The following is a 12,825-nucleotide window of genomic DNA, read 5'->3' as shown; positions in this document are numbered from 1 at the left end:
AGCGGCGTCTCGAAGGACACGGCACAGGGGCTCTCAGCATGAGGGTCACCAGGCGGCCCGGCTGGTTCATGGGCGCTCACCGTCTTCCGGGCAGGCTGTGAACCTTGCTGCGGCCGATCAGGTGGATGTCGAATCCGCGCGGGAAAAGCCGGCCGATAGCCGGATCGAAAACATCCAGCCCGCCGGCATAGGCCCCGAAGGCAGGCAGGATCAGCCGCTGCCCGTCGGTAACGAAGCACCGGCCGGATATGCGCCGGGCGCGGGTATGCACGGTGGCCTTGGGGTGATAATGGCCGCTGACCTCGCCATCGCCGCGATCCGGCAGCGCCTCATGCCGGAAGGCGAGGCCGCCCAGCACGATCTCCGCTTCCACCCTGCCGCCCCAATCCGGGGGCGGGGCGGGGTCGTGATTGCCGGCGATCCAGCGCCAGTCGCATAGGGCGGTCAGACGCGACAAAAGGGCGGTATCGGCGGCATCCAGCCGCGTGGCGGCGTCGCCATCGTGGAAGCTGTCGCCCAGGCTGACGACGATGTCCGGCTCCAGCCGGCCGATCACAGCCTCCAGCCGGGTCAGCGTCTCGCGCGTGTCATAGGGCGGCAGCAGCGTGCCGCGCCGGGCGAAGCCGGTGCCTTTTTCCAGATGCAGGTCGGCGACGATCAGCGCCCGGCGCTCGGCCCACCACAGCGCCCCGCTGGGGTCACCGGCGAGCAGGGCGCCATTCACCTCGAAACGGGCGGCGTTCGGCATCACGGCGTTGGAATCATAGCGGCAGGCGGGCTTGCGGGGGCATTCTTGTGGCTTCTTCGATCAGCGATTCGGCGGTTTCGTCCAGCAGATCGTCGAGCGCGCCACCATAGACCTGCTCGCGGCCGATCTCCAGCATCACCGGCACTGCCAGCGGCGAGATGCGGTCGAGCCGGCGATGGGCGATCCGCCCCTTGATGCGGCCGAGCATGTCGGAAATCCGGCCGATATCGGTCAGGCCGCCGGCGGCGTCGGCGCGGGTGGCGCGCAGCAGCACATGCGACGGTTCGTGCTTCCTCAGCACGTCATAGATCAGATCGGCGCTGAAGGTGACCTGCCGGCCGGTCTTCTCCTGCCCCGGCGCGCGTTTCTCGATCAACCCGGCGATCACGGCGACGTTGCGGAAGGTGCGGCGCAGCATGCTGCTCTCGTCCATCCATTCCTCCAGATCGTCGCCCAGCAGATCCTCGGCGAACAGCGCGCCGATATCGCCGGCCTGCACCGGCTTCAGGCTCCACACTGCCAGCACATAGTCCGAGGCGACGAAGCCCAGCGGGCCGAAGCCCAGCCGTTCCATCCGCCGGGTCAGCAGCATGCCCAGCGTCTGGTGCGCGTTGCGGCCCTCGAAGCAATAGGCGACCAGGAACTCCTTGCCGCCGCGCGGGAAGCTCTCGACCAGCAGCCCCTCGCGGCTGGGCATGCTGGAGCGGAATTGCTGCATGCGCAGCCACTCCTCGACCGGGGCGGGCAGCGTCGGCCAATTGGCGTCGTCCTGCAATATGCCGCGCACCCGGTCGGCCAGATAGGTCGACAGCGGCAGCCGCCCGCCGGCATAGGCCGGTATCTTCGGCGCGTCGCCGGTGGCCGGGCTGGCCTGGACGGTGGTTTCCTTCAACCCGTTGAAGCGCAGCAGCCGGCCGGCGAACAGGAAAGTGTCGCCAGGTTCCAGCCCCATGACGAAATATTCCTCGACCTCGCCCAGGATCGGCCCGCGATTCAGCCGCACCTTCAGCGTCACCGCTTCCACGATGGTGCCGACATTCATCCGGTAGCGCCGCAGGTGCAGTGGATGCGCCAGCCGCCAGCCCCCCTTCCCGTCGCCGATCAGCCGCCGATAGCGCTCGTAGCTGCGCAGGGCGTAGCCGCCGGTGGCGCAGAATTCCAGAATGTCGTCGAAGGTCTGGCGGTCGAGCCCGGCATAGGGCGCTGCCGTCGCGATCTCGGCATACAGCGCATCGGCCTGGAACGGCCCGGCGCAGGCGGTGCCGACAATATGCTGGGCCAGCACGTCCAGCCCGCCGGGGCGCGGCGCATCGCCATCCAGTTCCATGGCGCGGATGCCGTCCAGCGCCGCCTTGCATTCCAGCACCTCGAAGCGGTTGGCCGGCACCAGCAGGGCGCGGCTGGGCGTATCCAGCCGGTGATTGGCGCGGCCGATGCGTTGCAGCAGGCGGCTCACCCCCTTCGGCGCGCCGACCTGCACCACAAGGTCGACCGCCGCCCAGTCGATGCCGAGATCGAGCGAGGATGTCGCCACCACGGCGCGCAGCGCGCCCCGCGCCATTGCCGCCTCCACCTTGCGGCGCTGCTCGACGGCGAGGCTGCCATGATGCAGGCCGATGGGCAGGTTATCGTCATTCAGCCGCCACAGCTCCTGGAACACGATCTCCGCCTGGGCGCGGGTGTTCACGAAGACGATGGCGGTTTTCGCCGCCTTCACCGCCTCATAGACCTCCGGCAGGGCGAAGACCGCCATATGCCCGGACCAGGGCATGCGCTCGCGCGGCAGAAGGATTTTCACCTCCGGCTTCGCCGCCTCGCCGCCCGCCACCAGCGTGACATCGCCGGCTTCGGCGCGGCCTTCCGCCGACAGGAAAGCCAGCAGCGGGTCGCGATGCGCCACGGTGGCGGACAGGCCAACCCGTCGGCAGCCGGGGGCGAGGCGCGACAGCCGGGCGAGACCGAGTGCCAGCAAATCGCCGCGCTTCGTGCCGGCAATGGCGTGCAACTCATCCAGCACCACGCATTTCAGTCCGGCGAACATCTCCGGCGCATCGGGATAGGAGAGCAGCAGCGCTAGCGATTCCGGCGTGGTCAGCAGCATCTGCGGCGGCTTGGCGCGCTGGCGCAGACGCTTGGATTGCGGCGTGTCGCCGGTGCGCGTCTCGATGCGGATCGGCAGGCCCATCTCAGCCACCGGCACTTCCAGATTGCGGTGGATATCGACCGCCAGCGCCTTCAAGGGCGAGACATAGAGCGTGTGCAGGCCCGAATATTCCCCGTCCGCCAGCTCGACCAGGCTGGGCAGGAAGCCGGCCAGCGTCTTGCCGCCGCCGGTCGGCGCGATCAGCAGCGCTGAACGGCCTTCGCGCGCGGCGTGCAGCATGGCAAGCTGATGCGCGTGCGCCCGCCATCCGCGTTGCGCGAACCAGCCGCGAAAATTCTCCGGCAACGTGCTATGCGTGGGAATAGGGTCCATCAATGAATCGGATAGCCGGGCAGGGGGAGCGAAACCTCTCCCGATAGATCGGAAGTAAGACGGCAATGGCCAAGGTAAAGGTGCTGGATCGCCGGGTGTTTTATGCCGGCAGCCTGCTGTTTCGCGAAGGCGAGTTGGGCAGCAATGCTTTCCTCATCGAATCCGGCAAGGTCGAAGTGTTCGTCACCCGCCAGGGGGTGGAGACGCATCTGGCCGATCTCGGGGCGGGCGAAATCGTCGGCGAGATGGCGCTGGTCAGCAAGGGGCCTCGCCAGGCCTCGGTCCGGGCGGTGGAGCTGACCGTCTGCTCCACCATCACCGAACAGATCATCGACCGGCTGCTGGAGACTTGCGAGCCGGGGGTGAAGGCGCTTCTGCGGGTGCTGATGAAGCGCCTTTACGCCACCAACGAATTGCTTGCCGACCCGCTGCGCGACCATGCGGAGGCAAGTTTCCGCTGGGAGGAGTGACGCCCCTGGGAGGAGTGACGCCCGGTCAATCCTGCGCGTGGCGCTTCTCGAAGTCCCAGACCTCCTGGAAGCCCATCAGCCTGGTGAAATCGCCGAAATTATCCATCGGCGCGGTCACGCCGACGCTGGAACCCTCCTGCTTCAGCGTGCTGTACACCGAGTTCAGCGCCGCCCCCACCGCGAGGAAGCCGGTGGCCGGGAAGATGGCGAGGGCGTAGCCGATCTCGACCAGCCGATCGCGGCTCACCACCGGCGTGCGGCCGCCCTCGACCATGTTGGCCAGGCAGGGCACGTCGAAGCTGGCGCAGATTTTCTCCATCTCCGCCTCGCTCTCCGGGCTTTCGATGAAGATGATGTCCGCGCCCGCCTCGGCATAGGCCTCGCCGCGCCGCAGCGCCTCGTCCAGCCCCAGCGTGGTGCGCGCGTCGGTGCGGGCGATAATCAGGAAATCCGCCGAATCGCGGCTTTCCACCGCAACCTTCACCTTGCCGACCATGTCCGCCATCGGGATCACCCGGCGGCCCGGCGTATGGCCGCATTTCTTCGGGAATTCCTGGTCTTCGAGCTGGATGGCGGCGGCGCCGGCCTTCTCGTAGCCGCGCACGGTGCGCTGCACGTTCAACAGTCCGCCATAGCCGGTGTCGCCATCGGCGATCAGTGGGGTGGATGTCACGGATGTCAGCGTCTCCACCCGGCCGACCATCTCGGTGTAGCTCGCCAGACCGGCATCCGGCATGCCGAGATGCGAGGCGACGGTGCCATAGCCGGTCATGTACAGCGCGGGGAAGCCCAGGCGGTCGGCGATGCGGGCGGAAATACCGTCGAACACGCCGGGCGCGGTGATGAATTCCTTGTCGGCGAAGCGCTGGCGCAGGGTCTTGGTCATCGGTGGCTGATTCCTTGATTTTTCCGAATGGCGTATATGATTTCCATAGACCGATAGACGCAACTTGGCAAAAGTCGCAACACCCGGTTAGCATCCGGGATAAACAAAAACATTCCATGGGAGGAAATAAAATGTCTTCGTTCAGTCTGAAAGCTGGAATTCTGGGGGCGGCGGCTCTGCTTGGCGCCTCCATCGCCAGCCCCGCCGCGCAGGCCGACCAGATTTCCGTCACCCATTGGGGCGTGCTGATGTATGGCGCGCCCTACGCGGTCGCGCTGGAGAAGGGCTTCTTCAAGGAATCCGGCATTGAGGTCGACGGCATCCTGACCTCGAAGGGCGGCGGCACCACGGTGCGCAACGTGCTGGCCGGCGGTCTGCCCTATGGCGAGGTGAGTCTGGCGGCGGCTGTCGCGGCGGCCAAGGAAGGCCTGGATATCAAGATCGTGAATACCGGCGCCGCCTCGGTCTACGATATTCTGTGGGTCGCGCCGAAAGGCAGCGAGATCAAGTCGGTGAAGGATCTGGCCGGCAAGAAGGTCGCCTTCACCAGCCCGAAATCGGTCACCGAGATGGTGCTGCTGATGTCGCTGGCGGCCGGCGGCGTGGATGTGAAAAAGGTCGACCGCATTTCCACCGGCGGCATCGGTTCCGGCCTGACGGCGATGACCCAGGGCGGCGTGGTCGCGGCCCCGATCCTCGACCCGATCTGGTCGCGGGAATCCGATAAGTACCAGCCGGTTTTCTTCGCCAAGGATTTGCTGCCGCTGATGACCCAGACGGTCGGCATCACCACCAGCGAGTTCGCGAAATCCAGCCCGGAGAAGCTGAAGGCGATCATTGAGGGCCGCCGCAAGGGCGTGGACTTCCTGTATGCCAATCCCGAGGAAGCCGGCAAGCTGTTCGCCAAGGCCTATAAGATCGACGAGGCGCTGGGCATCCGCGCGGTCAAGAACATGATCGACGTGAAATATTGGGGCCGCGGCGATCTCGACCTGAAGGCGATGGATAACATGGTCGAAGGCCTGCGCATCATCGGCGAGGTCGAAGGCCCGATGGATTGGTCGAAACTGGTCGATAAATCCTTCCTGCCCGACGATCTGAAGTCGTAACGATGGCGGCATCGGTTGAAACGATGCCCGCCGCCCCGAAGACGATGCGCGAAACCCATGCCAGCGTGGCGGGGGTGACGCGCATCTTCCCGGCGGTCGGCGGTCAGCCCCCGGTGCATGCCCTGGGGCCGCTCGATCTCGATCTCGCCAAGGGCGAGTTCTTCGCGGTCGTCGGTCCGTCGGGCTGCGGCAAGTCGACCCTGCTGGAGGTGCTGGCGGGATTGTCGGCCCCAACCGAGGGCACGGTTACCTTCGAGGGCAGGCCGGTCGCCGGCCAGGTGCCAGACGGGGTCGGCGTGGTGTTTCAGGAGGATGCCAGCTTTCCCTGGCTGACGGTGTGGGACAATGTCGCCTTCGGCCTGCGCCGCGCCGGCTTCGAGGCGGCGGAGATCAAGCGCCGCGTCGATTACGCGGTGGGCTTCATGGGGCTGGCGGATTTCGCCCAGGCCTATCCGGCGCAGCTGTCCGGCGGCATGCGGCAGCGCGTCTGCATTGCCCGCACGCTGGTGCTCCAGCCCCGGCTGATCCTGCTCGACGAGCCGTTCGGCGCGCTCGACCAGCAGACCCGTCTGCTGATGGGCGACGAGTTGCTGCGGCTGTGGCGCGAGACCGGGGCGACCGTGCTGCTGATCACCCACGCGCTGGACGAGGCGGCGATGCTGTCCGACCGCGTCGGCGCGATGTCGGCCCGGCCCGGCCGTTTCATCGATCTGGTGGAGACCGGCTGGCCGCGCGACCGCGACAGCCGCATCGTCTCGGACGAGAGTTTCGGGCGGCTGACCGGCCATCTCTGGTCGCTGCTGCGCGAGGAATCCATGAAAGCCTCGGGGCATAAGCGATGAGCCGCGTCGGCTGGATACGTCTGGCGATCGTGCTGGGCGCCGTTGGCCTGCTGGAGCTGCTGTGCCAGACCGGCGTAATCAAGACCATGACCATGATTCCGCCCAGCCGGATGGCGGTCGAGCTGTGGAAAATGGCCGAGAGCGGCAAGCTGGGCGCACCTGTCGCCAAGACCCTGAGCAATGTGTTGGCCGCCTTCGTGCTGTCGGTGGCGCTGGGCTTCATCGCCGGGCTTCTGATCCACAGCCTGCCGCGCTTCCGCCGGGCGCTCGACCCGCTGCTGGCGAGCTATTACGCGGTGCCGTTCTTCGTGTTCTATCCGGTGCTGATCGTCATCTTCGGCATGAGCGACCTGCCGATCATCATCATCGGCTTCCTGTTCGGCGTGGTGGCGATGATCATCAATACGCTGAACGGGCTGGACCGCATTCCGCCGGTGCTGCTGAAGGTCGGCCGGATGAACCGGATGGGAAGCTTGCAGACGGCCCTGCTGATCAAGCTGCCCTCGGCGGCCCCCTATCTGTTCACCGGGGTGAAGTTGGCGGTGGCCTATTCCTTCATCGGCGTCATCGCCTCGGAGTTCATTCTGTCGGGGGCCGGCATCGGCTACGACATCGCCTACGCCTATAATAATTTCGACAATCGGACGATGTATGCGCTGATGCTGTTCATCCTGACCACGGTGACGGCGGTGAACATGGCGCTCTATATCTGGGAGCAGCGCATGCTGAAGCGCCGGATGGGCGGCCGATGAGCGCTTCCGCCGTGGACAAGGCGGCAGCGGCGAAGCCCGCCAATCCGGCGCTGCGCCGCTGGATGGATTTTATCCTGCTGATCGCCGGGCTGGTGGGGGTGTGGTACGGCCTGCATCTCTGGGCCGGGGACGTGGCGCTGACCTCGCCCTACGCCACGGTGGCGAAGCTGATCCAGCTTATGGGCCAGGCCTGGTTCTGGCCGCATGTCGGCGAAACCCTGCTGGCGCTGTTCTATTCGCTGCTGATCGCCTCGGTCGGCGGGCTGGGGCTGGGCACGCTGCTCGGCATCCACCGGCTGTCCGGTCAGATCGCCGAGCCGATCCTGGTCGCCCTCTACGCCCTGCCGAAAATCACGCTCTACCCGCTGATCCTGCTGATCTTCGGGCTGGGCCTGTCGGCCAAGGTGGCGTTCGGGGCGATACACGGCATCATCCCGGTCACCATCTTCGCGCTGAACGCGGTGCGCAACATCAAGCCGGTGTATCTCAAGACCGCGCGGGTGATGCGCCTGACGCCGCTGCAGGCCATGCGCACCGTCTGGGTGCCCGCCGCCCTGCCGGAGATCGTGTCCGGCCAGCGCATCGGCTTCGCGCTGACGCTGCTGGGCGTGCTGCTGGGCGAGATGTTCGCCTCGCAGCAGGGGCTGGGCTTCCTGATCATCAACGCCATCGGCCTGAACGACGTGCCGACCATCATGGCGCTGGCCCTGCTGCTGGCGCTGTTCGCGGTGACCGTCAGCTCCCTGCTGCTCGCACTCGACCGCAAGCTCCACGCGCGGAGCTGAGAGGGCAGGAAAGAGAGGTCGAAGCCAACGGCGGGGTGGAGAAGCCGGGCCTCTCCTACTCCGCCGCCACCTGCGCCCGGCGCTGGGCGGTCGCGGCCTCGTCGACGGCGTAATTATCGTTCAGCACCACGCCATAGTCGCGTTCCGCCGCCTCGCGGGAGACGAAGCCGGCCAGCACGTCGGCGGCGACTTCGGCGGCGGGGCGGTCATGCGGGCGGCCGAAGCCGCCGCCGCCGGGCATTTCCAGCACCAGCGTCTCGCCGGCGGGGATCGGCTGGCGGCCCTTCGGCTTCATGCCGAAGCCGCTATCGCGCTGGTACATCTTGCCGACCTGGCCCTCGGCGCCGCCCTTGCGGCCGCGCGGCGGGTGGATCATGCGGTCGAACATCGAAGAAATCGCGAAGGGCGCGCCCTCGGCATGGGTGATGACCATGACCTGGCCGGCGCCGCCGCGATAGCGTCCCGCACCGCCGGAATCGGTGCGGTATTCCTTCTTCCAGACGATCAGCGGCGCGACCGTCTCGTTGATCTCCACCGGCGTGTTACGCACGCCGGAGGGGAAGGCGGTGGCCGATAGCCCGTCCTTGGTCGGCCGCGCGCCGGTGCCGCCGGTATGGAACAGGTTCACGGCGAAGGGCGTGGCCTTGCCGTAATCGGCGTCGCCCACCAGCCCGTGGCCGCCCAGCAGCATCGGGTTCCACAGGCAGGACGTGCCTTCGGCCGGCACTTCGCCGATCACCTGCTCCAGGCAGCCCAGCACCACGTCCGGCAGCATCTGGCCGATGGCGTGGCGCGCGGCGACGGCGCAGGGATGCGGCGCATTCAGGATGGTGCCTTCGGGGGCGGTGATCCGCACCGGGGCAAGCGAACCGGCATTGTTCGGCACCTTGCCGCCGATCACGCAGCGCACGCCGAAGCTGGCATAGGCCTGGGTATAGGTCAGCGGCACGTTGATGCCATAGGTGGAAACGCCGGAGCTGCCGGCGAAATCGACGTCGATGCCGTCCGCCCCCACAACCATCGTCGCCACCAGGTCGATCGGCTTGTCGTAGCCGTCGATGCGCATCGAATTCTTGTAGGTGCCGGGCTTCAGCGCGCGGATTTCCTCCAGCATGGCGGCGCGGCTATGCTCGATAATGTGCTCGCCCAGCGGATCGATGGAATCGAGCGCGAATTCCCGCATCATGTCCACCAGGCGGCGGCTGCCGGTCTCGTTGCAGGCGGCCAGCGAATAGAGATCGCCTTCCACCTGCACCGGCTCGCGCACATTGGCGCGCACGATCTGCAGCACCGATTCGTTCATCTGGCCGGCATGGGCCAGATGCATGATCGGGATGTTGATGCCTTCCTCATAGACCTGCCGCCCATCGGCCCCGAAGCCGCGCCCGCCGACATCGACGACATGGCTGGTGGAGGCGAACAGGGCGACGAACTTGCCGTCCTTGAAGGTCGGCGTGACCACGGTGAAATCGTGCAGATGGCCGGTGCCGAGCCACGGATCGTTGGTCACGAACACGTCGCCTTCCTTCATCGTCCCGGCCGGGAACCGATCCAAAAAGAAGCCGACCGAGGCGGCCATCGCGTTCACATGGCCGGGCGTGCCGGTGACGGCCTGGGCCAGCATGCGGCCCTTGGCGTCGAACACGCCGGCGGACAGATCGCCGGCCTCGCGCACGGAGGTGGAGAAGGCGGTGCGGATCAGTGCCTGCGCCTGTTCCTCGACGACCGAGAGCAGGCGGTTCCACATGATCTGCAGATGGATCTGGTCGAGGGCGGAATTCCGGGTCATCGCGATGTCCTTCCTCAGGCGGCCGTCTTGCGGACGAGAACAATATACTCCAGCTCGTTGATCAGCGCATCGAAGCTGGAGGAGACGACGGTGGTGGTCTGTTCCTCGGCGATCAGCGCCGGGCCGGGAATGCGCATGCCGGGCTTCAAATCGGGCCGCCAGTAGATGCCGGCCTCGACATGGTCGGTCTTCACCGGATCGAAGATCGGCTTGCGCGATTTCGGTTGCGGGGCCGGCAGGCTCTCCACCGGCATCGGCACGGTCGCCGGCTTTTCCACCTTGGTGCTGACGGTCAGCGTCCAACTCAGGATTTCGATGTCGAGATTGGGGATGGTCCGGCCATACAGCGCGGCATAGGCCCTGGCGAACACATCGGCCATATGCTGCGCGTCGGCCTGCGTCAGCTCGCGCACCGGCACATCGACGGCGATCTCGTGGCCCTGCCCGACATAACGCATATAGGCCTGGCGGATTTCCACCAGCTCCGCCTTCGGCGCGCCCTCGCGCACGATGGCCAGCGCTTCCTCCTGCATCTCCTTTAGCGTCGCGTTGGCGACGCCTGCATCGAACTGGGAGAGCTTCATATGCCGGCTGCGCACCACCTCATAGGCGACGGGGGCTTTCAGGAAGCCCAGCGCCGAGCCGACGCCAGCCCCGGTCGGGATGATGACGCGGTCGATCTCCAGCTTTTCGGCGAGGCGTGCCGCATGCAGCGGGGCGGCACCGCCAAAGGCGATCATCGCGCGCTTGGCGATATCCTTGCCCCATTCGATCGCGTGCACGCGGGCCGCGTTCGCCATGTTCTCGTCCACCACCTCGGCGATGCCGAAGGCGGCCAGCGCGTCGGAGAGGTTCAGCTTCGCGCCGATCTCCGCTGCCATCGCCGCCTTGGACTTATCCGGCGACAGGCTGACCGAACCGCCGGCGAAGACTTCGGGGTCGATGCGGCCCATCACCACATCGGCGTCGGTCACGGTGGGCTGCGTGCCGCCCCTGCCATAGCAGGCCGGGCCGGGGACGGAGCCGGCGGATTCCGGGCCGACGGTGATGCGCTTCATCGTATCGACATGGGCGATGGAACCGCCGCCCGCGCCGATCTCCACCATCTCGATGACCGGGATGCGGATCGGCAGGCCGCTACCCTTCATGAAGCGATAGACGCGGTCCACCTCGAAGGTGCGCGAGGCCAGCGGCTGCGCCTTGTCGATCAGGCACAGCTTCGCCGTTGTGCCGCCCATATCGTAGGAGACCACCTCGTCCAATCCGCATTCGGCGGCGATCCGGCTGGCCAGGATGGCCCCGCCGGCCGGGCCGGATTCGACCAGCCGGATCGGAAATTTCATCGCCGTGTCCAGCGCCGTCAGACCGCCGCCGGAGGTGATCATGAAGAACGGGCAGCCATAGCCCAGATCGTGCAGCTGCGTTTTCAGCCGGGCGAGATAGCTGGCCATCAGCGGCTGCACATAGGCGTTGGCGCAGGTCGTCGATTGCCGCTCGTATTCGCGTACTTCCGGGCAGACCTCGGAGGACAGCGAATAGGACAGGTCGGGCAGCGCCTCGCGCAGGATATCCGCCGTGCGCTGCTCATGCGCCGGGTTGGCGTAGGCGTGGATGAAGCCGATGGCGATGCTCTCCACGCCTTCGCGCTTCAGCACCGGGATCAGGTCGTGCACGGACTGCTCGTCCAGCGGGATCAGCGCCTCACCCTTCACGTTCAGCCGTTCGCGCACCGGCAGGCGCAGATGGCGCGGCACCAGCGGCTTCGGCCGGTCGATATTGATGTCGTACTGCTCGAACCGGTTCTCATAGGCCATCTCCACGGAATCGCGGAAGCCCTCGGTGGTCAGCAGCGCGGTCTTGGCGCCCTTGCGCTCGATCAGTGCGTTGGTCGCCAGCGTGGTGCCGTGGATGATGATCGACACGTCGGACGGTTTCACGCCGGATTGCTCGATCACCTTGGCGATGCCGGTCAGCACGCCTTCCTCGGGCGCCGCCGGCGTGGTCAGCACCTTGGTTGTCACCAGCCGGTCGCCGACTTCCAGCGCCACGTCGGTGAAGGTGCCGCCAATATCGACGGCCAGGCGCGCGCCGGCGGAAGGGGAAGCAGTCATGAAGCACTCCGGGTCAGGCAGGCCGAAAAAGGGAGGAACGGCACGCTACAATCGCCCCCCTAGTTGTGCAACATTGATGACAACTTTAGGCCAAAGCGCAGCGCAAGAGGAACAGGACATGGCTTTGCAGGGCACCGGCATGCTGATCGTCGCCACCGATATTCCCGCCGTCGAGGAGGAGGAGTTCAATCGCTGGTACGACCGCGAGCATGTCGGCGAGCGGGTCGGCATTCCGGGTTTCCTGTCGGCCCGGCGCTATATCGCGGTGGAGGCCAGCCCGAAATATATCTCGTTCTACGAGACCGAGGATTTCGCCGTTCTCTCCAGCCCGGCCTATAAGCAGATGCTGGCGAACCAGACGCCCTGGTCGAAGGCGGTGATGGCCAATTTCAAGAATGTGCAGCGCCAGGTCGCGCGCACCACGGCGGGCATGGGGGCCGGCCTGGGCGGGGCGGCAGCGGTCATCCGCCTGCGCCCCGGCGATGCCGATGCCGGCAAGGCGCGCGAGGCGCTGAAGGCGGTGCTGGCCGAACTGGCGACGCGGGATGGCACGCTGGCCGCCCATATCATGGAAAGCGACCCGGAGCTCTCCAAGCCGCTGGCCGAGCACAAGGACGCGCCGAAAGACGCGCCGGAAGCGAAGGATTGGATCGTGCTGGTCGACACCACCTCCGCAGCCGTCGCCGCCGCTGCCGCCAAGGCCGTCGCGTCCGCCGCCCTGCCGGGCCTGACACTTATCGCGACCGGCACCTACACCTTGATGTGGATGCTGGCGAAGACAGAAATGTAACGCCTTCCCTCGCCCCTGCGGGGCGAGGGGATACTCCTCCCTGCCTCGTCATGGTCGGACTTGATCC

11 protein-coding genes are annotated in these 12,825 nt (G+C 66.6%); 6 read left to right on the top strand and 5 right to left on the bottom strand.

Going from position 1 to position 12,825, the window contains the following annotated elements; genetic code table 11:
• Nucleotides 1–76 precede the first annotated feature (76 nt).
• Nucleotides 77–748: a ligase-associated DNA damage response endonuclease PdeM gene (gene pdeM, locus AUP43_RS18260; protein WP_067560340.1), complete on the bottom strand. Its 672-nt coding sequence runs from the start codon at nucleotides 746–748 to the stop codon at nucleotides 77–79.
• A 13-nt stretch (nucleotides 749–761) separates the two neighbouring features.
• Entirely contained in the window at nucleotides 762–3,224 is a 2,463-nt protein-coding gene (locus tag AUP43_RS18255; RefSeq protein WP_067560339.1) for a ligase-associated DNA damage response DEXH box helicase, read from the bottom strand.
• A 65-nt stretch (nucleotides 3,225–3,289) separates the two neighbouring features.
• Here AUP43_RS18255 and AUP43_RS18250 point away from each other — a divergent pair, with 65 nt between their 5' ends.
• Nucleotides 3,290–3,694, top strand: a complete 405-nt coding sequence (locus tag AUP43_RS18250; RefSeq protein WP_067560338.1) for a cyclic nucleotide-binding domain-containing protein — start codon at nucleotides 3,290–3,292, stop codon at nucleotides 3,692–3,694.
• Nucleotides 3,695–3,719: 25 nt separating this feature from the next.
• Here AUP43_RS18250 and AUP43_RS18245 read toward each other — a convergent pair whose 3' ends face one another.
• A complete protein-coding gene (locus AUP43_RS18245; protein ID WP_067560337.1) occupies nucleotides 3,720–4,580 on the bottom strand; it encodes an isocitrate lyase/PEP mutase family protein in 861 nt (286 codons plus the stop codon).
• Between the two features lie 131 nt (nucleotides 4,581–4,711).
• On the opposite strand from AUP43_RS18245, the gene AUP43_RS18240 reads away from it, so the two are divergent.
• Genes AUP43_RS18240 through AUP43_RS18225 form a run of 4 tightly spaced genes read left to right on the top strand, consistent with a single transcriptional unit; the run spans nucleotide 4,712 to nucleotide 8,068 of the window.
• Nucleotides 4,712–5,689 carry an ABC transporter substrate-binding protein gene (locus AUP43_RS18240; protein ID WP_067560336.1) on the top strand — a complete coding sequence of 326 codons (978 nt, stop codon included), beginning with the start codon at nucleotides 4,712–4,714 and terminating at the stop codon, nucleotides 5,687–5,689.
• Between the two features lie 23 nt (nucleotides 5,690–5,712).
• Nucleotides 5,713–6,531, top strand: coding sequence for an ABC transporter ATP-binding protein (locus tag AUP43_RS18235; RefSeq protein WP_157089424.1), 819 nt, complete (start codon nucleotides 5,713–5,715; stop codon nucleotides 6,529–6,531).
• Nucleotides 6,528–7,283, top strand: a complete 756-nt coding sequence (locus AUP43_RS18230) for an ABC transporter permease (protein ID WP_067560334.1) — start codon at nucleotides 6,528–6,530, stop codon at nucleotides 7,281–7,283. The genes AUP43_RS18235 and AUP43_RS18230 overlap by 4 nt, the downstream gene beginning before the upstream one ends.
• Entirely contained in the window at nucleotides 7,280–8,068 is a 789-nt protein-coding gene (locus tag AUP43_RS18225; RefSeq protein WP_067560333.1) for an ABC transporter permease, read from the top strand. Before AUP43_RS18230 ends, AUP43_RS18225 begins: the two co-directional genes overlap by 4 nt.
• 55 nt (nucleotides 8,069–8,123) lie before the next feature.
• Here the strand turns inward: AUP43_RS18225 and AUP43_RS18220 are convergent, their stop codons facing one another.
• Both AUP43_RS18220 and AUP43_RS18215 read right to left on the bottom strand, forming a co-directional pair.
• On the bottom strand, nucleotides 8,124–9,857 hold the full coding sequence (locus tag AUP43_RS18220; protein ID WP_067560332.1) for a hydantoinase B/oxoprolinase family protein: 1,734 nt from the start codon (nucleotides 9,855–9,857) through the stop codon (nucleotides 8,124–8,126).
• Nucleotides 9,858–9,871: 14 nt separating this feature from the next.
• Nucleotides 9,872–11,968, bottom strand: a complete 2,097-nt coding sequence (locus AUP43_RS18215; protein WP_067560331.1) for a hydantoinase/oxoprolinase family protein — start codon at nucleotides 11,966–11,968, stop codon at nucleotides 9,872–9,874.
• Between the two features lie 118 nt (nucleotides 11,969–12,086).
• On the opposite strand from AUP43_RS18215, the gene AUP43_RS18210 reads away from it, so the two are divergent.
• The gene (locus tag AUP43_RS18210; RefSeq protein WP_067560330.1) at nucleotides 12,087–12,758 is read left to right on the top strand and encodes a DUF4286 family protein; all 672 of its coding nucleotides are present in this window, start codon (nucleotides 12,087–12,089) and stop codon (nucleotides 12,756–12,758) included.
• Nucleotides 12,759–12,825 lie beyond the last annotated feature (67 nt).

It is taken from the genome of Oceanibaculum pacificum, assembly GCF_001618175.1.
Lineage (GTDB): Bacteria > Pseudomonadota > Alphaproteobacteria > Oceanibaculales > Oceanibaculaceae > Oceanibaculum > Oceanibaculum pacificum.
The sequence above is the reverse complement of the archived record's forward strand: the minus strand, read 5'-3'. Positions and strand labels throughout refer to the sequence as shown.

Excerpts from the sequence above, each read along its gene's own strand:
- AUP43_RS18230 (WP_067560334.1), top strand. The coding sequence starts at position 6,528 with ATGAGCCGCGTCGGCTGGATACGTCTGGCGATCGTGCTGGGCGCCGTT.
- AUP43_RS18250 (WP_067560338.1), top strand. The coding sequence starts at position 3,290 with ATGGCCAAGGTAAAGGTGCTGGATCGCCGGGTGTTTTATGCCGGCAGC.
- AUP43_RS18240 (WP_067560336.1), top strand. The coding sequence starts at position 4,712 with ATGTCTTCGTTCAGTCTGAAAGCTGGAATTCTGGGGGCGGCGGCTCTG.
- AUP43_RS18215 (WP_067560331.1), bottom strand. The coding sequence starts at position 11,968 with ATGACTGCTTCCCCTTCCGCCGGCGCGCGCCTGGCCGTCGATATTGGC.
- AUP43_RS18255 (WP_067560339.1), bottom strand. The coding sequence starts at position 3,224 with ATGGACCCTATTCCCACGCATAGCACGTTGCCGGAGAATTTTCGCGGC.
- pdeM (WP_067560340.1), bottom strand. The coding sequence starts at position 748 with ATGCCGAACGCCGCCCGTTTCGAGGTGAATGGCGCCCTGCTCGCCGGT.
- AUP43_RS18220 (WP_067560332.1), bottom strand. The coding sequence starts at position 9,857 with ATGACCCGGAATTCCGCCCTCGACCAGATCCATCTGCAGATCATGTGG.
- AUP43_RS18235 (WP_157089424.1), top strand. The coding sequence starts at position 5,713 with ATGCCCGCCGCCCCGAAGACGATGCGCGAAACCCATGCCAGCGTGGCG.
- AUP43_RS18245 (WP_067560337.1), bottom strand. The coding sequence starts at position 4,580 with ATGACCAAGACCCTGCGCCAGCGCTTCGCCGACAAGGAATTCATCACC.
- AUP43_RS18225 (WP_067560333.1), top strand. The coding sequence starts at position 7,280 with ATGAGCGCTTCCGCCGTGGACAAGGCGGCAGCGGCGAAGCCCGCCAAT.
- AUP43_RS18210 (WP_067560330.1), top strand. The coding sequence starts at position 12,087 with ATGGCTTTGCAGGGCACCGGCATGCTGATCGTCGCCACCGATATTCCC.